We start from the raw sequence: 20118 nt of genomic DNA, 5'->3' as shown, positions 1-20118 counted from the left end.
GGCCCGCCTCCCCCACGTCGCTGATCTTGCACTTCGGGCCCTTGAGGTGCCCGGAATATCCCGTCCGCCGGGGCAGCGAGTGCAAGATCGCGGGGGTGGGGGGCGGGGCGGGTCATGTCGTTACCGTCTTGGCTCGGTGGACCAGGAAGGCCAGGAGGGGCGCGCCGAGCAGGGCCGTGATGATGCCGGCGGGGATCTCGCCGGGCGGGGCGACGAGGCGGCCGGCCACGTCGGCGGTGAGCAGCAGCGCGGGGCCGAGCAGGGCGGCGACCAGGAGCGTCCACCGCTGATCCGCGCCGACGAGCGCCCGGGCCAGGTGCGGCACGGCCAGCCCGACGAAGGCGATCGGCCCGGCGGCAGCCACCGCGGCGCCGGTGAGCAGCACCCCACCGGCCCCGGCGGCGAGCCGGACCAGGGCGACCCGGTGTCCGAGTCCCCGGGCCACGTCGTCGCCGAGCGCGAGGGCATCCAGGCCACGGGCGGCGAGCGCCGCCAGCAGCACCCCGGCCACCACGAACGGCAGCACCTGCCCGGCCACGCCGACGCCCCGGCCGGTCAGCCCGCCGACCACCCAGAAGCGGTACTCCTCGAACGTGCGGGCGTCGATGCTGAGCAGCGCGTACACCAGGGCGCCGAGACCGGCGTCGAGGGCCGCGCCGACGAGCGCGAGGGTGACCGGGCTGGCGCCCTCGCGGGCGCGGTTGGCGACGGCGAACACGAGCAGCCCGGTGAGCAGCGCGCCGGCGATGCCGAACCAGACGTACCCGGCGAGCGTGCCCACCCCGAACACGGCGATGGCCAGGACCACGCCGAACGACGCCCCGGCGCTGATGCCGAGGATGCGCGGCTCGGCCAGCGGGTTGCGGGTGACCGCCTGGAACAGCACCCCGGCCAGCGCCAGCGCCAGGCCGACGACGAGCCCGAGGACGGTACGCGGCAGCCGCATGTCCCGGACCACTGTGGTGGCGTCGCCGCCGTCCGGGGACACCAGCGCGTGCCACACCTGGTCGACGGGGAGGTGCCGGCTGCCGAGCGCCAGGCTGGCGAGCAGCGCCAGCAGGAGCAGGAGTGCCGCCGTCACGGTGACCGCGACGCGGCGGACGGTGCCGCGGCGGACGGGAGCCCCGGCCCGCGCGGGCCGGACGGCGACGGTGGTCACGAGGGGTTTCGCCTTCCGGTTAGGTGCGCCTTACCTTAGCTGACCTGCTAAGGCGTACCTGAACGGGTTGCGCCTCCACCAGGGGGAGGCGCAAAGGTGGATGCCATGGACGGTGCGGAGCGCTACTCGATCGGTGACCTTGCCCGGCGGACCGGGCTGCCGGTGAAGACCATCCGGTTCTGGTCCGACCGCGGCATCGTGCCGCCCACCGACCGGGGACCGGCCGGTCAGCGCCGCTACGACGCGGCCGCGGTGGCCCGGCTCGACCTGGTACGGACATTGCGCGAGTTGGGTGTGGACCTGCCCACCGTGCGCCGGGTGGTGACCCGGGAGGTCACCCTGGCCGAGGTCGCCTCGGCGCACGCGGACGCGCTGATCGCGCAGATCCGGCTGCTGCGGACGCGCCGCGCGGTGCTCACGGTGATCGCCCGGCGCGGGGCCACCCCGTCCGAGGCCGACCTGCTGCACCGGCTGGCCGGCCTGGTCGCGCGGGAGCGACGGCGGCTGGCCGACGAGTTCCTCGACGCGGCGTTCGGCGGCCTGACCGATCCGGGGTTCGTGGGCATCCGCCGGTCGCTGACGCCGGAGCTGCCGGACGATCCGGACGACGCCCAGATCGAGGCGTGGGTGGAGCTGGCCGAGCTGGCTCTGGACCCGGGATTCCGGGCCGGGCTGCGCCGGCTGGCCGAGCAGCACGCGACGGACCGGGCCGGCGTCGAAGGCGTACGCAGGGACGTGGTCGCCGTGGTCCGGGAGGAGGTGGCCCCGGCGCTGGCCGCCGGTGTCGAGCCGGCCTCGCCCGGCGCCGATGCCGTCCTGGCCCGGGTCGCGGACCGGTACGCGCGACTCTGCGGCCGGCCGGACGACGCCGACCTGCGCCGGCGGATGCTGGACCGGTTGCGGACCGCGCGCGACCCTCGCCGCGAGCGGTACCTGGAGCTGCTCTCGCTGGTCAACGGCTGGCCACCGGCCGAGAGCCTGGCGCCGGTGCTGGACTGGTTGATCCGGGCACTACAGGCCCGGCAGCACCTAGCCTGAGGTCATGCGATTCGACAGGCACACGGTGGTGCTCCTGGTCCGTCCGGACGACGCGCCGGACCTGCCGCCCGACGCCCTCGACCGGATTCAGGACGCCCACCTGGCACACCAGGCCGGGCTGGTGGAGCAGGGCGCGGTGCTCGCGGCGGGACCGTTCCTGGACGGCGACGACGGGCGCGTCCGCGGTTTCGTGGTGCTGTCGGTGGACCCGCAGATGGCCCGTGAGCTGTACGCCAACGACCCGGCGGTCCGCGCGGGCCGGCTCGTCGCGCAGGTCAGCAGCTGGATGGTGCCGGAGGGCCAGGTCCGCTTCGAGCAGGTGCCGGTGCCCCGCTCGATGCTGGAGGCCGCAGCCGGCGACTGAGCGTCGCGGCTCGGCCGGGGCGCGGGTCAGTCCTCGGCGGCCTGCCGGACTCCCGGCACCACAGGGGTGGGCCACAGCGGGGCACGCGGTCCGGCCGGCACCTCGACCTGCTGGTCCGACCAGACGTACGTCTCGGGCAGCAGGTCGGCGATCGGGACCGCGCGCAGCCCGTCGGGCGGGCCGACGATCACCCTGATCGACGGGAAGTAGTCGAGCAGCACCTGACGGCAGCGCCCGCACGGCGGCAGGACGCCCCGGCCCCGGTCCCCCACCGCGACGATGGCCTCCAGGTCACCCGCGCCCTGGGTCGCGGCGGCCCCGAGGGCCACCACCTCGGCGCACGGGCCGCCGGTGAAGTGGTAGACGTTGACGCCACTGAACACCCGGCCGTCGGTGCTGCGTACGGCGGCGGCGACGGTGTGGTTGTCGCTGCGGCAGCGCAGCTTCGCGACGGCGGTGGCGGCCTGCACGAGCGCCCGGTCGGTGTCCCGCATGATCATCCCCGCCCCTCGTCGGCCTCGTCCGTCGGCCTCGTCGGCGGCAACTTTATCCGGCGGGGACGCCCTGAACCGGGAGGGCACGCCCAGCGCCCGGTAACCCGGGGGCGGTCCGCCGCACGGCTGCCTATCCTTGGCGACGACATGCAGAATCCAGCCGTACCCGCCGCCCCTGAGACCGCCCGCGACCTGCACCGCCGCCTCGCCCCCCTGATGTTCCGCGACCAGCGGCGGCTCCAGCGGCGGCTCGACGGCGTGCGCAAGCTGCGCGACCCGCAGCGGCGGGGGGCGGCGCTGGCCGAGATCGCGACCGAGGTGACCCGGGCCGAGGCGCGGCTGGAGTCCCGCCGCGCGGCCGTCCCGGCGATCACCTATCCGCCGCAGTTGCCGGTCAGCGAGCGCAAGGACGACATCGCCGCCGCGATCCGCGACCACCAGGTGGTGATCGTGGCCGGTGAGACCGGCTCCGGGAAGACGACCCAGCTTCCCAAGATCTGCCTGGAGCTGGGGCGCGGCATCACCGGCCTGATCGGGCACACCCAGCCCCGCCGGCTGGCGGCCCGCACTGTCGCCGACCGGATCGCCGACGAACTCGGTACGGAGCTGGGCGACGTGGTCGGCTACAAGGTGCGCTTCACCGACCAGGTGGGCGACAACAGCCTGGTCAAGCTGATGACCGACGGCATCCTGCTGGCCGAGTTGCAGAACGACCGGATGCTGCGGCAGTACGACACGCTGATCATCGACGAGGCGCACGAGCGCAGCCTCAACATCGACTTCATCCTCGGGTACCTCAGGCAGCTCCTGCCCCGCCGGCCCGACCTCAAGGTCGTCATCACGTCGGCGACGATCGAGACCGACCGGTTCGCGAAGCACTTCGCCGACGCCGACGGCAACCCGGCGCCGGTGGTCGAGGTGTCCGGGCGCACGTACCCGGTGGAGGTCCGCTACCGGCCGCTGGTCGAGGTCACCGAGGCCGAGGAGGAGGACGAGGCCGACGAGGAGAACGTGCGGGACCAGATCCAGGCCATCGGCGATGCGGTCGAGGAACTGGCCGCCGAGGGGCCCGGCGACATCCTGGTGTTCCTCAGCGGCGAGCGGGAGATCCGGGACACCGCCGACGCGCTGGGCAAGCTGGTGCAGAAGAAGCGGTCGCTGCTCGGCACCGAGATCCTGCCGCTGTACGCCCGGCTCTCCACCGCCGAGCAGCACCGGGTCTTCGCCGCGCACAGCAACCGCCGGGTGGTGCTGGCCACGAACGTCGCGGAGACCTCGCTGACGGTGCCCGGCATCAAGTACGTGGTGGACCCGGGTACGGCCCGGATTTCCCGCTACTCCAGCCGGCTCAAGGTGCAGCGGCTGCCGATCGAGCCGGTCTCGCAGGCCAGCGCCAACCAGCGCAAGGGCCGCTGCGGGCGTACCTCCGACGGCATCTGCATCCGCCTCTACGACGAGCAGGACTTCGACTCCCGCCCCGAGTTCACCGACCCGGAGATCCTGCGGACCAACCTGGCCTCGGTCATCCTCCAGATGACGTCGATCGGGCTCGGCGACGTCGCGGCGTTCCCGTTCATCGACCCGCCGGACCGGCGCAACGTCACCGACGGCGTGAACCTGCTGCACGAGCTGGGCGCGCTCGACCCGGCCGAGACCGACCCGGCGAAGCGGCTCACCGCGCTGGGCCGGCGGCTGGCCCAGCTCCCTGTCGACCCCCGGCTGGCCCGGATGGTCCTCGAGGGCGAGCGCAACGGCTGCGCCACCGAGGTCGTGGTGATCGCCGCCGCGCTGTCCATCCAGGACCCGCGTGAACGCCCGGCCGACAAGCAGGCCCAGGCCGACCAGGCGCACGCCCGGTTCGCCGACAAGGAGTCGGACTTCGTCGCGTACCTGAACCTGTGGCGCTACCTGCGGGAGAAGCAGCGGGAGCTGTCGTCCAGCGCGTTCCGCCGGATGTGCAAGGCCGAATACCTCAACTACCTTCGCGTACGCGAATGGCAGGACATCGTCAGCCAGTTGCGCCAGGTCCTGCGTACCTCGGACAAGGGTGAGGGCCGGCGCGGCGCCGGCGCCGACCTGCCGGAGGAGATCGACACCCCGAAGGTGCACCAGTCGCTGCTGCCCGGCCTGCTGTCGCACCTCGGCCTCAAGGACGCGCAGAAGCACGAGTACCTGGGCGCGCGGGGCGCGAAGTTCGCGGTCTTCCCCGGGTCGGCGTTGTTCAAGAAGCCGCCGCGCTGGGTGATGGCGGCGGAGCTGGTGGAGACGTCCCGGCTGTGGGGCCGGGTGGCCGGTCGGGTCGAGCCGGAGTGGGTCGAGCCGCTGGCCCAGCACCTGGTCAAGCGCAGCTACAGCGAGCCGCACTGGGAGAAGAAGCAGGCCGCGGTGATGGCCTACGAGAAGGTCACGCTGTACGGCATCCCGATCGTCACCTCCCGCAAGGTGAACTTCGGGCGGATCGACCCGGTGCTGAGCCGGGAGCTGTTCATCAGGCACGCCCTGGTGGAGGGCGACTGGCAGACCCACCACCAGTTCTGGCGGGACAACCAGAAGCTGCTGACCGAGATCGAGGAACTGGAGAACCGGGCCCGGCGCCGCGACATCCTGGTCGACGACGAGACCATCTTCGCCTTCTACGACCAGCGGATCCCCGCCGACGTGGTCTCCGGCCGGCACTTCGACTCGTGGTGGAAGAAGACCCGCCGGGAACGGCCCGACCTGCTCACGTTCACCCGCGAACTGCTCGTCAACGCCGGCCGGGGCGGGGTGGACGAGGAGGACTTCCCGGACGAGTGGCGGGCCGACGGCGTGACGCTGCCGCTGACGTACACGTTCGACCCGACCGCGCCCACCGACGGCGTCACTGTGGACATCCCGTTGCCGCTGCTCAACCAGGTGCCGGCGGAGAGCTTCGACTGGCAGGTGCCGGGGCTGCGCGAGGAGCTGGTGATCGCACTGATCCGGTCGCTGCCCAAGCCGGTACGGCGCAACTTCGTGCCGGTGCCCGACTACGCCCGCGCCGCGCTGGCCGCGATCACCCCGGGTGAGGAGCCGCTGCTCACGGCGCTGACCCGGCAGCTGCGCCGGATGACCGGGGTGACCGTCCCGGCGGACGCGTGGGACCTGAGCCGGCTGCCGCCGCACCTGCGGGTCACGTTCCGGGTGCTCGGCGACGACGACAAGCCGGTCGCCGAGGGCAAGGACCTGCCGGCCTTGCAACGCGAGCTGCGCCAGGAGGTACGCCAGGTCGTGGCGGCCGCCGCACCCGACGTGGCCCGGACCGGGCTGACCGAGTGGTCCGTCGGCGCGCTGCCGCGCACCATCGAGCAGGTACGCGCCGGCTTCGCGGTGACCGCGTACCCGGCACTGGTGGACGAGGGCACGACGGTCGGGGTGAAGGTGTTCGACTCCGCCGCCGAGCAGGAGGCGGCGCACTGGGCGGGCACCCGGCGGCTGCTGCGGCTGACGCTGCCGTCACCGGCGAAGTTCCTGCAGGGGCGGCTGAGCAACGAGGCGAAGCTGGCGCTGTCGCGCAATCCGCACGGCAGCGTGCCGGAGCTGATCGAGGACGCGGCCGGCGCGGCGATCGACAAGCTGATCGGTGACGCGGGCGGCCCGGCCTGGGACGCCGAGGGCTTCGCCGCGCTGCGCGACACGGTCCGCGCGGACCTGGTGGACACCGTGGTCGAGGTGATGGAGCGGGTCCGGCGCGTGCTGGCCGCCGGGTACGCGGTGGAGCAGCGGCTCGGCGCCACCCGGAACCTCGCGGTGGTGGCCGCCCTGGCCGACATCCGCAACCAGCTCACCGGCCTGGTGCACAAGGGCTTCGTGACCGAGACGGGATACGCGCGCCTGCCCGACCTGCTGCGCTACCTGACCGCAATCGAGCGGCGGCTGGACCGGTTGCCGGGCAACCCGCAGCGCGACAAACAGCAGCAGGACCGGGTCGCCGTGGTGCAGAAGGAGTACCAGGACATGCTCGCCGCGCTGCCCCCGGCCCGGCGCCAGGAGGCGGCGGTCCGCCAGATCCGCTGGATGATCGAGGAGCTGCGGGTGAACGTCTTCGCCCAGGCCCTCGGCACCCCCTACCCCGTGTCGGAGCAGCGCATCTACCGAGCCATGGACGACGCCGAGTCCCGCTGACCCGGAGCCCCCGTCGATCTTGCACTTTGCGCCCCCGCGCCGAGGCTTTCGCACCTTTCGCCGGGGCCGAATGTGCAAGATCGGCGCGGCGAGGCGGTGGGGCGGCGGGGGCGGGGCGGGGAGGCGGGGCGGGGCGGGGCTACAAGGGCTCTACGCCTGGGGGGAGTTCGGCGGTGGCGGTGGCGTCGTGGACGTACTCCAGGAGGATGCGGCGCAGCTCGCGCCCGGCGTGGGTGGGCACCACGTCGCGGCGGCGGGCCACCGCGATGGTCCGGCGGACGCCGGGCGGGACGAGCCGGGTGACCCGGATTCCGGGGCGGCGGGCCACCACGATGCCGGGCACCAGCGCGACGCCGAGCCCGGCCTCGACGAAGCTGAGCACCGCGTCCATCTCCCCGCCGTCGACGGACAGCGTCGGCTCGAATCCGGCCGCCCGGCACGCCTGGAGCGTGGCGTCGCGCAGGTCGTAGCCTTCGCGGAACATGACGAGCGGCTGGTCGCGCAGGTCGGCGATGCGCAGCTCCCCGGCTTCCGAGACGCCCGGCAGCGGGTCGACCGAGGCGACCACCAGGCTCTCCCGCAGGATCGGGTCGGCCCGCAACCCGGGGTCGGTGCCGGCCGACGGCATGATGATCAACGCGAGGTCGAGGTCGCCGCGGAGCAGGTCCCGGACGAGGTCCTGCGAGCCGCCCTCCTCCACGCGCAGGTCGATCGTGGGGTGCGCGTCGCGGAACCGGCGCAGCACCGGCGGGGCGAGCGAGGTGGCCAGGCTGGGTGTGGCGCCGAGCCGGACCCGGCCCCGGCGCAGCCCCACCAGCTCCTGCACCTCGCGGGTGGCGGTCTCCACGTCGGCGAGGATCCGCTTGGCCAGCGGCAGCAGCACCTCACCGGCAGCGGTCAGTGTGATGTTGCCCCTTACCCGTTCGAACAACGGGGCCCCCAGGTCGGTCTCCAGCGCGTGAATTTGCTTACTCAACGAGGGCTGGGTTATGCCGACAAGATCGGCTGCCTGGGTGAAATGTCGTACTTCGGCGACCGCTACGAAGTACCGAAGCTGATGGAGCTGCATCTACATAGCTTACGGCTATCAACACTGCGATTTCGATGCATTGGACGCCTGATCGAAGTGCTCCTAGCGTCGACCGCGTGGTAATCACGAAAACTCGGTCGCCCATCCGCTCGAACGTCGGCCTCAAGGCCGTCATGGCGGTGACGGGCATCATCCTCGTGCTGTTCCTGATCGCGCACATGCTCGGCAACCTGAAGATCTTCACGGGCGAGACGGCGTTCGACCACTACGCGCACTGGCTGCGCGACATCGGCACGCCACTGCTGCCGACGACGTGGTTCCTGTGGATCCAGCGCGCGGTGCTCACCCTGGCCGTCCTCGGGCACATCGGCGCGGCCACCGTGCTCGCGATGCGGTCCCGGGCCGCGCGCCCGGTGCGGTACGCGCACCGCCGCAAGATCCACGTGAACTACGCGGCCCGCACGATGCGCTGGGGTGGTGTGATCATCCTGCTCTTCGTGATCTACCACATCCTCGACCTGACCACGGGTCACCTGAACCCGCAGGGCGACCCGGCCAACCCGTACGGCAACGTGGTCGCCGGCTTCGCGCCGGAACGCTGGTACGTCACGCTCTTCTACACCCTCGCGCTGGTGACCCTCGGCTTCCACCTGCGCCACGGCGCGTTCAGCGCGTTCCGCAGCCTCGGCCAGCAGACCCCGAAGGGCGAGCAGCGGGCCAAGATCGCCGCGCTCGTCTTCGCCGTCGCGCTCGTCGGCGGCTACCTGCTGGTCCCGTTCGCCGTGATCACCGGATTGGTGTCCTGACATGGATCTGTACCGCGAAGGCGACCCGATCGCCGACACCCGGGCCCCGGACGGCCCGATCGAGACGCGGTGGGAGCGCCACCGCTTCGAGATGAAGCTGGTCAACCCGGCCAACCGCCGCAAGATGACGGTCATCGTGGTCGGCACCGGCCTGGCCGGCGGCTCCGCCGCCGCCACGCTGGCCGAGCAGGGCTACCGGGTGCGGTCCTACTGCTACCAGGACAGCCCGCGGCGGGCCCACTCGATCGCCGCTCAGGGCGGCATCAACGCCGCCAAGAACTACCGCAACGACGGCGACTCGGTGCACCGCCTGTTCTACGACACGGTCAAGGGCGGCGACTTCCGCTCCCGCGAGTCGAACGTGCACCGGCTGGCCGAGGTGTCGGTGAACATCATCGACCAGTGCGTGGCCCAGGGCGTGCCGTTCGCCCGCGAGTACGGCGGCCTGCTCGACACCCGCTCCTTCGGCGGCGCGCAGGTGCAGCGCACCTTCTACGCCCGGGGCCAGACGGGCCAGCAGCTGCTGCTCGGCGCGTACCAGGCGCTGGAGCGGCAGATCGGCCTGGGCAACGTCGAGATGAACGCCCGCCACGAGATGCTCGAGCTGGTGATCGTCGACGGCCGGGCGCGCGGCATCGTGGTCCGCGACATGGTCACCGGCGAGATCAGCACCGAGATGGCCGACGCGGTAGTGCTCGCCACCGGCGGGTACGGCAACGTCTTCTACCTCTCCACGAACGCCAAGGGCTGCAACGTCACCGCCTCGTGGCGGGCGCACCGCAAGGGCGCGTACTTCGCCAACCCCTGCTACACGCAGATCCACCCGACCTGCATCCCGGTCTCCGGCGACCACCAGTCGAAGCTGACCCTGATGAGCGAGTCGCTGCGCAACGACGGCCGGGTGTGGGTGCCCAAGGCCAAGGGCGACCAGCGCAGCCCCCGGGAGATCCCCGAGGACGAGCGGGACTACTACCTGGAGCGGATCTACCCGTCCTTCGGCAACCTGGTCCCCCGCGACATCGCCTCCCGCGCCGCAAAGAACGTGTGTGACGAGGGGCGCGGCGTCGGCCCGACCGGGCTCGGCGTCTACCTGGACTTCGCCGACGCGATCAACCGGCTCGGCCGCAAGGCCATCGAGGCCAAGTACGGCAACCTCTTCGAGATGTACGAGCGGATCACCGGCGAGGACCCGTACGAGGTCCCGATGCGGATCTACCCCGCCGTGCACTACACGATGGGTGGCCTCTGGGTCGACTACGACCTGCAGTCGAGCATCCCCGGCCTGTTCGTGATCGGTGAGGCCAACTTCTCCGACCACGGCGCGAACCGGCTCGGCGCGTCGGCGCTGATGCAGGGCCTGGCGGACGGCTACTTCGTGCTGCCGAACACGCTCGCCAACTATCTGGCCTCCTCCGGCCCGCTGGACAAGGTCGACGCGAGCCACCCCGAGGCGGTCGCGGCGCGGACCGACGTCGAGGACCGGATCAAGCGGCTGCTGGCGATCAACGGCGACCGCACCGTGGACTCGTTCCACCGCGAGCTGGGCCAGATCATGTGGGAGCACTGCGGCATGGAGCGCTCCGAGGCCGGGCTGCGCAAGGCGATCGACGAGATCCGCGCGCTGCGCGAGCAGTTCTGGCAGCGGGTGCGCGTCCCGGGTGACGGCGAGGGCCTCAACCAGTCGCTGGAGAAGGCCGGCCGGGTGGCCGACTTCTTCGAGCTGGCCGAGCTGATGTGCATCGACGCCCTGCACCGCGAGGAGTCCTGTGGCGGCCACTTCCGGGCCGAGCACCAGACGCCCGACGGCGAGGCGCAGCGCGACGACGACCGGTTCGCCTACGTGGCGGCCTGGGAGTACACCGGCACCGGTGAGCCCGTGCTGCACAAGGAAGACCTGACCTTCGAATACGTCCACCCCACGCAGCGGAGCTACAAGTGAACCTGACCCTGCGCATCTGGCGCCAGACCGGCCCCGAGGACAAGGGTCGGATGGTGACCTACCCGGTGCAGGACGTGTCGCCGGACATGTCCTTCCTGGAGATGCTCGACGTACTGAACGAGCGGCTGATCCTCGACGGCGAGGAGCCCGTGGCGTTCGACCACGACTGCCGCGAGGGCATCTGCGGCATGTGCAGCCTCATGATCAACGGTGAGGCGCACGGCCCGCAGCGCGGCACCACCGCCTGCCAGCTGCACATGCGGCAGTTCTCCGACGGCGACACGATCGACATCGAGCCGTGGCGGGCCCGCGCCTTCCCGGTCGTCAAGGACCTGGTGGTCAACCGCAACGCGTTCGACCAGATCATCGCCGCTGGCGGCTACGTCACCGCGCCGACCGGCAGCGCCCCGGAGGCGCACTCGGTGCCGGTGCCGAAGGCCGACGCGGACGCCGCGTTCGAGTCGGCTGCCTGCATCGGCTGCGGCGCCTGCGTGGCGGCCTGCCCGAACGGCTCCGGCATGCTGTTCACCGCCGCGAAGATCACCCAGCTCTCGCTGCTGCCGCAGGGCCAGCCGGAGCGCTACACCCGGGTGATCGGCATGGTGGACGCGCACGACGAGGCCGGCTTCGGCGGCTGCACGAACATCGGCGAGTGCGCGGCGGCCTGCCCGAAGGGCATCCCGCTGAACACCATCGGCCGGCTCAACCGGGACTACCTGAAGGCCACGGCCAAGCGCTCCGGCTCCTGACCGGACACCGCACGACAGACGCGACCGCCGCGCCCCGCATCCGGGCGCGGCGGTCGCGCTCGCATCGGGGTACGCCCCGGCGATTGGTACGGTGAAGCGCCAGCCGCGTCACCGTCTCTCCCGGGAGGGCACCCATGGCCCGGACCGCTCCCCCGCAGGCGTCCTCCCCGCAGGCGGGTCACGACGGACCGGCCGGCCCGCCGGAGTCGCTGCTGGAACGCGCCTTCACCGAGGCGCTGCACAGCCCCGGCGACAGCGACGAGGTCGCGACCCGGATCCTCGACGCCGCCTACGAGCAGTTCTGCCGCATGGGCATCCGCCGCTCCACCATGGAGGACGTGGCCCGCCGGGCGGGCGTCTCCCGGATCACCGCGTACCGCCGGTTCGCCACCAAGGACCGGCTGGTCGAGCAGGTGGTCCGCCGCGAGTTCCGGCGCTACTTCGACCGGTTCCTGGTCGACATCCAGCAGGCGGAGACGGTCGGTGACCGGGTGGTGCTGGGCTTCGTCAGCGCGCTGGACGCGATCCGCCGCAACCCGCTGATCGGCGGGCTGATGAGCGTCGAACCGGACGTGCTCATCCCCTCGATGATCAGTGACGGGGGGCGGACGCTGGCCACCGTGCAGCGGTTCGTCGCCGGGCAGCTGTGCCGCGAGCAGCGCGCCGGCACCATCGCCGCCACAGTCGACGTGGAGGTGGTGGCCGAGCTGATGACCCGGCTGTCCTGCTCCTTCCTGCTCACCCCGAGCCACGTCATCGACCTGGACGACGCCGACGAGCTGCGGCAGATGGCCCGCCGCTTCCTCGTACCGATGCTGGAGCCCGGCTCACAGGCCGAGTGACCGGCCGATCACCTCCTTCATGATCTCGGTGGTGCCGCCGTAGATGGTCTGCACGCGGGCGTCCAGGTAGGCACGGGCCACCGGGTACTCGCGCATGTAGCCGTAGCCGCCGTGCAGCTGCAGGCACCGGTCCACGACGCGCTGCTGCAACTCGGTGCACCACCACTTCGCCATCGCCGCCGTCTCCGCGCCCAGATCCGGCGCGACCAGGCACTGGTCCACGAAGACCCGGCCCAGACGCAGCTCGGTGGCGAGTTCGGCGAGCACGAACCGGTTGTGCTGGAAGCTGCCGATGGGACGGCCGAACGCCTGGCGCTGCTTGCAGTAGTCGAGCGTCTGCGCGAACACCGTCTCCGCGCCGGCGAGCGCCGCGACGGCTATGGACAGCCGTTCCAGCGGCAGGTTGCGCATCAGGTAGGCGAAGCCCTCGCCCTCCGTGCCGAGCAGGTTGGCCGCGGGTACGCGGACGTCGGCGAAGAACAGCTCGGCGGTGTCCTGCGCCTTCTGCCCGAGCTTGTCGAGGTTGCGGCCGCGCTCGAATCCGGGCATGCCGCGTTCGACCACGAGCAGGCTGATCCCCCGCCGCCCGGCGCCGGGGGCGGTACGGGCCACCACGATCACCAGGTCGGCCAGGATGCCGTTGCTGATGAACGTCTTCTGCCCGTTGAGGACCCAGTCGTCGCCGTCGCGTACCGCTGTGGTGGTGATGCCCTGAAGGTCGCTGCCGGCGCCCGGCTCGGACATGGCGATGGCGGTGACGATCTCGCCGGAGCAGAAGCCCGGCAGCCAGCGCTGCTTCTGCTCCTCGGTGGTCAGGTCGGTCAGGTACGGACCGATGATGTCGTTGTGCAGGCCGAACGCGGGACCGCTCGCGCCGGCCCGGGCGAGTTCCTCGGTCAGGACGGCGTGGAACCGCCGGTCGGTCACCCCGGCGCCGCCGTACCGTTCGTCGACGAAGAAGCCGAGCAGCCCGGCGGCGCCGGCGGCCCGCCACACGCCGCGGTCGACGATGCCGTCGGCCTCCCAGCGCTCGTGATGCGGGGTGATCTCCTTGTCGATGAACGCACGCACCAGTTCGGCGAACGCGAGATGGTCGGCGGTGAAGATCGCGCGGTCCATGTGTCAGCTCCCTCCCCGCGCTACCGGGCCATGTCCGCGACGGCGGCGACGAGACGCCGCGGGTCCTCGCCCAGCGGCGCGACGTTGAGGATCGTCACGCCCGCGTCGCGATACTCCTGGACCCGGTCGCGCACGTAGCTCTCCGGCCCGATCAGGCTGGTGCGTTCCAGCAGTTCGGCCGGCACCGCGGCGGCGGCCTCGGCCTTGCGGCCGGCCAGGTAGAGCTCCTGGATGCGGTCCGCCTCGGCGGCGTAGCCGTAGCGGCACAGCAGGTCGTGGTAGAAGTTGCGGCCCTTGGCGCCCATCCCGCCCACGTAGAGGGCGACCAGCGGCCGGGCGAGGTCGCGCAGCCCGGTCACGCCCGGGCCGATCGCCAGCGGCCCACCGGCCACCACGTCCAGCGGCCCGAGATCAGCCGACCGCTTCGCGCGGCCGGCGGCCAGCGCGGCGCCCCAGACGTCGCCCGCGCGGGCCGGGTCGTAGAGGAACGGCAGCCACCCGTCGGCGATCTCGGCGGTCATCCGGACGTTCCGGTCGCCCAGGCTCGCCACGTGGATCGGGATGCGGTCGCGGACCGGGTGGGTGAGGATCTTCAGCGGCTTGCCCAGCCCGGTGCCCTCGCCGGGCGGCAGCGGCAGCCGGTAGAGGCCGTCGTTCGTCAGCGTCTCGCGCCGCCACACCCGCCGGCAGATGTCGATCACCTCGCGGGTGCGGGCCAGCGGCCGGTCGTAGGCGACGCCGTGCCATCCCTCGATCACCTGCGGTCCGGACGCGCCCAGGCCGAGGATGGCCCGGCCACCGGACATGGCGTCCAGGCCCGCCGCGGTCTGCGCCAGCAGAGCCGGGGTACGCGAGAAGATCGGCAGGATCGCGGAGCCGATGTGCGCCCGGCTCGTCCGGGCGGCCAGGTAACCCATCACCGTGGGCGCGTCGAAGCCGTACGCCTCGGACACCCAGATCACGTCCAGGCCGTCCTGTTCCCAGGCGGCGACCTCGTCGGCGCCGCTCCGGGGGTCGGCGGCGTACGCCAGTGTCGTCCCGATACGCATCAGTGCGTTGCTCCCTGCTTCCGGCCGACGGCGCCGCCGTCCAGCCACCCCGGTAGGTGTTCGCCCAGCCCCCAGTCGGTGAGCACGGGCTCGGTGTCCGCGCCGGGTGCGGGCGGCGGGCCGCCGACCCGGCCGGGTGTCCCGGACAGGCGGGGCGCCACGGCGGGTTGCCGGACGCCGAAGTGCTCCTCGTACGTGCCGCGCGCGGTCAGGTGCGGGTGGCCCGGCGCCTCGGCCAGGGAGAGCACCGGCGCGACGCAGGCGTCGGTGCCGTCGAACACGGCCGTCCACTCGTCGCGGGTACGCCCGGCGAACACCTCGGCGAAGCGGGCGCGCAGCACCGGCCATCCGGTGACGTCGTGCCGGTCCGGCAGGTCCGCGTCTGCGAGCCCCAGCAGCCGCAGCAGTTCGGCGTAGAACTGCGGCTCCAGCGCGCCCACCGCCATGTGCCCGCCGTCGGCGGTGGCGTACACGTCGTAGAACGGCGCGCCGCCGTCGAGCAGGTTGCGGCCCCGCTCGGCGCGCCAGACGCCTTCGGCGAGCAGCCCGGCGAACGGGGTGGTGAGGTGGGCCGCGCCGTCCACGATGGCGGCGTCGACGACCTGTCCTCGCCCGGTGGCGCCGGCGACGTGCAGCGCCGCCAGGATGCCGACGACCAGGTAGAGCGCGCCGCCGCCGAAGTCGCCGACCAGGTTGAGCGGGATCTGCGGCGGCCCGCCGGCCCGGCCGATCGGGTGCAGCGCCCCGGCGACGGCGATGTAGCCGATGTCGTGGCCCGCGGCGCGGGCCAGCGGCCCGTCCTGTCCCCACCCGGTCATCCGTCCGTAGACCAGCCCCGGGTTGCGGGCCAGCACGGCCTCCGGTCCGACGCCGAGGCGCTCGGCCACGCCGGGACGCCAGCCCTCGATCAGGATCGCGGCCCGGTCGGCCAGCGCGAGGACCACCTCGGCACCCTCGGGATGCTTCAGGTCGACCACGACCGAGCGCTTGCCCCGGTTGAGCAGGTTCCGCCCGGGGTCGCCGGCGGCGAACGCGCCGGGCTCCGGCCGGTCGACGCGCACCACGTCGGCGCCGAGGTCGGCGAGCAGCATGGCGGCGAACGGGCCGGGGCCGATCCCGGCCAGTTCCAGGACCCGGACGCCGTCCAGGGGCCCGCTCACGCGCCGGCCCGGGGGGCGAAGCGGGGCGGTCGGCCCTGGGCCCGGCTGAGCAGGGCCTCGCCGAAGTCGGCGCCGGCCAGGGACTCGACCATGAGCCGGATCGCGTCGGTGGCGGCCTCGGCGGCGCCGGTCTCCGCACCCGACCACACCTGCCGCCGGATCACCGCCATGGAGGCCGGTGAGCAGTGCTGCGCCAGGGCCGCGGCATAGGCTTGTGCCTCGGCCAGCACCTCGTCGCGCGGGAGCACGCGTTGCACAAGTCCGATCCGGAACGCCTCGACCGCGTCGACCTTGCGGCCGGACAGCAGCAGGTCCAGCGCGGCGCCGACGCCGATCAGCCGGGGCAGCAGCCAGGCGCTGCCGTACTCGGCGACGAGGCCGAGCCGGCTGAACGAGGTGGACAGGCGCGCCTCCGCCGCCATGAAGCGCACGTCGGCGTAGAGCGCGTGGACCAGGCCGAGGCCGGCCGCACCGCCGTTCATCGCGGCGACGATCGGCGTGCCGAGCGTCAGCGGCAGGTGCGGCGGGAAGCCGAAATCGCCGGCGAGCAGGTCGCGGTTGCGTTCGTCGAGCAGCGCGGCGAGCGCCTCCGGGTCCGCGCCGGCGCAGAACCAGTCACCGGAGCCGGTGACCACCACCGCCCGGACCTCCGGGTCGGCGTCCGCCGCCACCAGGGCCGCGTAGTAGTCGCGGAACATCTCCAGCGACATCGCGTTGCGCCGGTCGGGCCGGTCGAACCAGATGGTGCGCACGCCGTCGCTGGTGGCGGCCCGCAAGCCGACGCCTATTCTGACATTTGACATTTGATACCCTCAGGTGGTGGCGGACCGCGGCAGGATCCAGAACGTCTCTCAGCCCCAGCTCTCCGAGACCGTGGCGAGCCTGCTGCGCGACCGGATCATGTCCGGCCAGCTGCGACCCGGCGAACGCATCCGGCTCGAGGAGGTCGCCCAGGAGACCGGACTGAGCATCACGCCGGTACGCGAGGCGCTGCTGATGCTGCGCGCGGAGGACATGGTCGAGCTGCAACCGCGTCGCGGGCACGTGGTGGCGCCGCTGTCGAGGCAGGACATCATCGACGTGTTCAGCCTCCAGGGCCACATCGCCGGTGAGCTGGCCGCCCGGGTGGCCGTCGGCATCACCCCGGAGCAGCTCGACGACCTGCGGCAGCAGCACGAGCGGCTGCGCCGAGCCGCCCAGGCCCGGCAGGTCAGCCGGGTCGAGCAGCTCGAATACGAGTTCCACCGCCGGATCAACCGGCTCGCCGACGCGCGCAAGCTGTCCTGGCTGCTGCGCACCGTGACCCGCTACACGCCGTCGCGGTTCTACGCCGCCGACCCGGAGTGGCGGGCCGGCATGATCGCCGATCACGAGGCGCTGCTCGACGCGCTCGCGGCGGGCGACCCGGAGCGCGTCCGGCCGGTCATGGCCCGGCACTTCACCGACGGCGCGGAACGGCTGGTCAAGCACCTCGACGGGCTGGGCGTGTGGGCGCAGTGAGTCACCGGCGGCCATGACGCCACGCGAACATCGCCAGCGACCGCTTCATCGCCGACGCGGACGGCTGGAGCGTCATCACCTCGATCAGCGGCCGGAACCGCTGCCACGTCACCGATCGCGGCCGGGCGAACTCGCGCAGGCCGTCCGCGCCGTGGACCCGCCCGAACCCCGAGTCGCCCACCCCGCCGAAGGGCAGTGACGGCACGCCCGCGTATCCCAGCACCGAGTTGACCGACACCGCGCCGGCCCGCAGCCGCCCGGCGAGCGCCAGCCCACGGCGGCGGTCGCGGGTGAAGATCGAGCCGGAGAGCCCGTAGCTCGTCGCGTTCGTCCGGCGTACCGCCTCGTCGGCGTCGGCCACCGGGTTGACCACGAGCACCGGGCCGAACGTCTCCTCGGTGACGGCGGTGCTGTCCTCGGGCACGTCGGTCAGCACGACCGGCTCCACGAACGGGGGCCGCACGGAGGCCGCGTCACCCACCACCGCCCGGGCGCCCCGGTCGAGGGCGTCGGTGACGTGCCGGAGCACGACGTCCGGCTGGGTGGGCGTGGTCATCGGCCCGTACGGCGCGTCCGGCTCGGCACCGGGCCGGACCTGCCGCGCCAGCTCGGTGAGCGTGGCCAGGAACGGCTCGTAGACGGACCGTTCGACGTAGACGCGCTCGACGCCGGCGCAGGTCTGCCCGGCGTTGCCCAGGCCGCCGAAGACCGCCGCCCGCGCGGCGGCGTCGAGGTCGGCGTCGGCGGTGACGATCAGCGCGTCCTTGCCGCCGCCCTCGATCACCACCGGGGTCAGGGTCTCGGCGCAGGCGGCCATGACGGCGCGCCCGGTCGCCGCCGAGCCGGTGAACGCGATCTTGTCGGCCGAGGCGCGGCACAGCGCTGCCCCGGTCGTGCCGTCACCGGTGACCACCTGGAGGACCGGGTGGTCGGGAAGCAGCTCGCGCCAGCGCTCGGCCAGCCACACCCCGACGCCGGGGGTGAACTCGCTGGGCTTGAACACCACCGCGTTGCCGGCGGCGAGCGCGTGCGACACCGCACCCATCGGGGTGTAGACGGGGTAGTTCCACGGGCCGATCACGCCGACCACGCCGTACGGCACGTACTCGACGGAGGCGGCCTGGTTGAACGCGAGCAGGCCGGAGGAGACCGACCGCCGCCGGAGCACCCGCGCGGCGTGCCGGGCCGCCCAGTCCAGGTGCTCGACGGCGAGCATCACCTCGAGCTGCGCCCCGGCGAGGCTCTTGCCGGTCTCGCTCCGGATGATCCCGGCCAGTTCCTCGATGCCGCCGGCGACCGCCGCCTTGTACGCCAGCAGGTGCCGGCGGCGCTGCCTGGCGTCCAGCCCGGCCCACCAGTCGGCCGCCTCGCGGGCCCGCGACACGGCGGCGCGTACGGCGGCGTCGTCGGCGAGGTCGTAGTCGGCGCGGTGCTCGCCTGTCACCGGGTCGACGACGCGCAGCCGGCGAGGGTGCTCCACGAGGGACGTCATCGGCAGCCTCCTGACATTTGATATTCGATAGTCTAGCCTTGCTGTCAATCCCTGCTGACGCGCTGGAGGTACCGCGGTGGAGTGGAGCGACGAGCAACGATCCCTGGTCGAGGCGGTGCGGGACTTCTGCCGCCGCGAGGTGGGCACCCGCGAGCAGCGGCAGAACCTCACGAACGGCGGCCGGGAACCGCACAGCCCGGAGCTGTACCGCAGGATGGCCGACCTCGGTTGGCTGGGCCTGTCCCTGCCGGAGGAGTTCGACGGCGGCGGCGCCGGCATGACGGAGCTGTGCCTGTTCCTGGAGGAGACGGCCCGCGCGATGGCCCCGATCGGCGGCTTCACCACCTCGATCATCGTGGCCGCCACCTACCAGCGGTTCGGCACGCCGGCGCAGAAGAAGCTGATCCTGTCCGGGGTGGCCCGCGGCGTCATCGAGGCGGTCGCGATGTCCGAACCCGAGGCCGGCTCGGACGTGGCGAACCTGAGCTGCCGCGCCGAGCGCACCGACGACGGATACGTCGTCAACGGCCAGAAGACGTGGTGTTCGAACGCCCACCTGGCCGAGCACATCCTGCTGGTCGCCCGCACCTCCGGCCGGGCCGGCGACCACCACGGCCTGACCATGTTCCTGGTCCCCGCCTCGGCGCCCGGCCTGACCGTCTCCGGCATCGACACCATGGGCGGCCGGGAGGTGAACGACCTCTACTTCACCGACTGCCTGCTGCCCGCCGACGCCGTGGTCGGCGAGGTCGACAACGGCTGGCGGCAACTGATGGCCGGGCTCAACATGGAGCGGTTGATCCTCGCCAGCGTCATGCTCGGCACCGCGCAGCGGGCGTTCGACGACGTCGTGGAGTACGTGAAGAACCGGCGGCAGTTCCGCCGGCCGATCGGCTCGTTCCAGGTGCTCCGGCACCGGCTGGCCGACCTGGCCACCGAGATCGAGTGCGCCCGGCTGCTCGTCTACGACACCGCCGCGAAGGTCGACAAGGCGCCGGACACGGTGCTGCCCCGGGAGAGTTCGATGGCGAAGCTCAAGGCCACCGAGACCGCCCGCCGGGTCGCCCTGGACGCGATGCAGATGATGGGCGGCTACGGCTACACCACCGAGTTCGACATGGAGCGCCTGGTCCGCTCGTCGATCGTGTCCACCGTCTACGGCGGCGCCAGCGAGATCCAGCGCGAGATCATCGCCAAGACGTACGGTCTGTCCGAGCAGATGTCCTGACACGAA

General features: G+C 72.6%; 17 protein-coding genes. 9 read left to right on the top strand and 8 right to left on the bottom strand.

Translation table 11 applies throughout. The features are described 5' to 3' along the window. Window positions 1-112: 112 nt before the first annotated feature. Complete coding sequence (locus ACQP26_RS10980; protein ID WP_433495645.1) at window positions 113-1159, bottom strand: FecCD family ABC transporter permease; 1047 nt, start codon at window positions 1157-1159, stop codon at window positions 113-115. A gap of 105 nt (window positions 1160-1264) precedes the next feature. Here ACQP26_RS10980 and ACQP26_RS10975 point away from each other — a divergent pair, with 105 nt between their 5' ends. Together ACQP26_RS10975 and ACQP26_RS10970 are read left to right on the top strand one after the other, a co-directional pair. Then, window positions 1265-2197, top strand: coding sequence for a MerR family transcriptional regulator (locus ACQP26_RS10975; protein ID WP_433495644.1), 933 nt, complete (start codon window positions 1265-1267; stop codon window positions 2195-2197). A gap of 4 nt (window positions 2198-2201) precedes the next feature. Beyond that, the gene (locus ACQP26_RS10970; protein WP_433495643.1) at window positions 2202-2561 is read left to right on the top strand and encodes a YciI family protein; all 360 of its coding nucleotides are present in this window, start codon (window positions 2202-2204) and stop codon (window positions 2559-2561) included. A gap of 26 nt (window positions 2562-2587) precedes the next feature. Here ACQP26_RS10970 and ACQP26_RS10965 read toward each other — a convergent pair whose 3' ends face one another. Further along, complete coding sequence (locus ACQP26_RS10965) at window positions 2588-3055, bottom strand: cytidine deaminase family protein (protein WP_433495642.1); 468 nt, start codon at window positions 3053-3055, stop codon at window positions 2588-2590. A 147-nt stretch (window positions 3056-3202) separates the two neighbouring features. Between ACQP26_RS10965 and hrpA the strand changes: the two genes are divergently transcribed. Beyond that, the gene (hrpA, locus tag ACQP26_RS10960; protein WP_433495641.1) at window positions 3203-7198 is read left to right on the top strand and encodes an ATP-dependent RNA helicase HrpA; all 3996 of its coding nucleotides are present in this window, start codon (window positions 3203-3205) and stop codon (window positions 7196-7198) included. A 139-nt stretch (window positions 7199-7337) separates the two neighbouring features. On the opposite strand, the gene ACQP26_RS10955 is transcribed toward hrpA, so the two are convergent. Then, on the bottom strand, window positions 7338-8267 hold the full coding sequence (locus ACQP26_RS10955; protein ID WP_281578397.1) for a LysR family transcriptional regulator: 930 nt from the start codon (window positions 8265-8267) through the stop codon (window positions 7338-7340). Window positions 8268-8401: 134 nt separating this feature from the next. On the opposite strand from ACQP26_RS10955, the gene ACQP26_RS10950 reads away from it, so the two are divergent. The 4 genes from ACQP26_RS10950 to ACQP26_RS10935 all read left to right on the top strand — a co-directional run bounded on the left by ACQP26_RS10950 (window position 8402) and on the right by ACQP26_RS10935 (window position 12564). Next, a complete protein-coding gene (locus ACQP26_RS10950) occupies window positions 8402-9034 on the top strand; it encodes a succinate dehydrogenase cytochrome b subunit (RefSeq protein WP_433496125.1) in 633 nt (210 codons plus the stop codon). Window position 9035: 1 nt separating this feature from the next. Next, window positions 9036-10973, top strand: coding sequence for a fumarate reductase/succinate dehydrogenase flavoprotein subunit (locus tag ACQP26_RS10945; protein WP_269700669.1), 1938 nt, complete (start codon window positions 9036-9038; stop codon window positions 10971-10973). Then, window positions 10970-11722 (top strand): succinate dehydrogenase/fumarate reductase iron-sulfur subunit, encoded by a 753-nt coding sequence (locus tag ACQP26_RS10940; RefSeq protein ID WP_013285329.1) that lies wholly within the window; start codon window positions 10970-10972, stop codon window positions 11720-11722. The genes ACQP26_RS10945 and ACQP26_RS10940 overlap by 4 nt, the downstream gene beginning before the upstream one ends. Window positions 11723-11856: 134 nt before the next feature. Continuing rightward, a complete protein-coding gene (locus ACQP26_RS10935) occupies window positions 11857-12564 on the top strand; it encodes a TetR/AcrR family transcriptional regulator (protein ID WP_433495640.1) in 708 nt (235 codons plus the stop codon). Here ACQP26_RS10935 and ACQP26_RS10930 read toward each other — a convergent pair. The 4 genes from ACQP26_RS10930 to ACQP26_RS10915 are packed head-to-tail and all read right to left on the bottom strand — an operon-like array spanning window position 12550 to window position 16644. After that, window positions 12550-13683, bottom strand: a complete 1134-nt coding sequence (locus tag ACQP26_RS10930; RefSeq protein WP_433495639.1) for an acyl-CoA dehydrogenase family protein — start codon at window positions 13681-13683, stop codon at window positions 12550-12552. The genes ACQP26_RS10935 and ACQP26_RS10930 overlap by 15 nt on opposite strands. Before the next feature lie 20 nt (window positions 13684-13703). After that, window positions 13704-14732: an LLM class F420-dependent oxidoreductase gene (locus ACQP26_RS10925; protein ID WP_433495638.1), complete on the bottom strand. Its 1029-nt coding sequence runs from the start codon at window positions 14730-14732 to the stop codon at window positions 13704-13706. Next, window positions 14732-15892 (bottom strand): CaiB/BaiF CoA transferase family protein, encoded by a 1161-nt coding sequence (locus ACQP26_RS10920; protein WP_433495637.1) that lies wholly within the window; start codon window positions 15890-15892, stop codon window positions 14732-14734. The genes ACQP26_RS10925 and ACQP26_RS10920 overlap by 1 nt, the downstream gene beginning before the upstream one ends. Next, window positions 15889-16644 carry an enoyl-CoA hydratase-related protein gene (locus ACQP26_RS10915; RefSeq protein WP_433495636.1) on the bottom strand — a complete coding sequence of 252 codons (756 nt, stop codon included), beginning with the start codon at window positions 16642-16644 and terminating at the stop codon, window positions 15889-15891. The genes ACQP26_RS10920 and ACQP26_RS10915 overlap by 4 nt, the downstream gene beginning before the upstream one ends. 67 nt (window positions 16645-16711) lie before the next feature. Here ACQP26_RS10915 and ACQP26_RS10910 point away from each other — a divergent pair, with 67 nt between their 5' ends. Continuing rightward, complete coding sequence (locus ACQP26_RS10910) at window positions 16712-17392, top strand: GntR family transcriptional regulator (protein WP_269700676.1); 681 nt, start codon at window positions 16712-16714, stop codon at window positions 17390-17392. A 1-nt stretch (window position 17393) separates the two neighbouring features. On the opposite strand, the gene ACQP26_RS10905 is transcribed toward ACQP26_RS10910, so the two are convergent. Next, the gene (locus ACQP26_RS10905; protein WP_433495635.1) at window positions 17394-18884 is read right to left on the bottom strand and encodes an aldehyde dehydrogenase family protein; all 1491 of its coding nucleotides are present in this window, start codon (window positions 18882-18884) and stop codon (window positions 17394-17396) included. 76 nt (window positions 18885-18960) lie between these two features. Here ACQP26_RS10905 and ACQP26_RS10900 point away from each other — a divergent pair, with 76 nt between their 5' ends. Next, the gene (locus tag ACQP26_RS10900; protein ID WP_281578403.1) at window positions 18961-20112 is read left to right on the top strand and encodes an acyl-CoA dehydrogenase family protein; all 1152 of its coding nucleotides are present in this window, start codon (window positions 18961-18963) and stop codon (window positions 20110-20112) included. The last annotated feature ends 6 nt before the right edge of the window (window positions 20113-20118 follow it).

It is taken from the genome of Micromonospora sp. CA-248089, assembly GCF_050948515.1.
GTDB lineage: Bacteria > Actinomycetota > Actinomycetes > Mycobacteriales > Micromonosporaceae > Micromonospora.
Note: the sequence above shows the minus strand (reverse complement) of the source record. Positions and strands in the feature narration are given on the sequence as shown.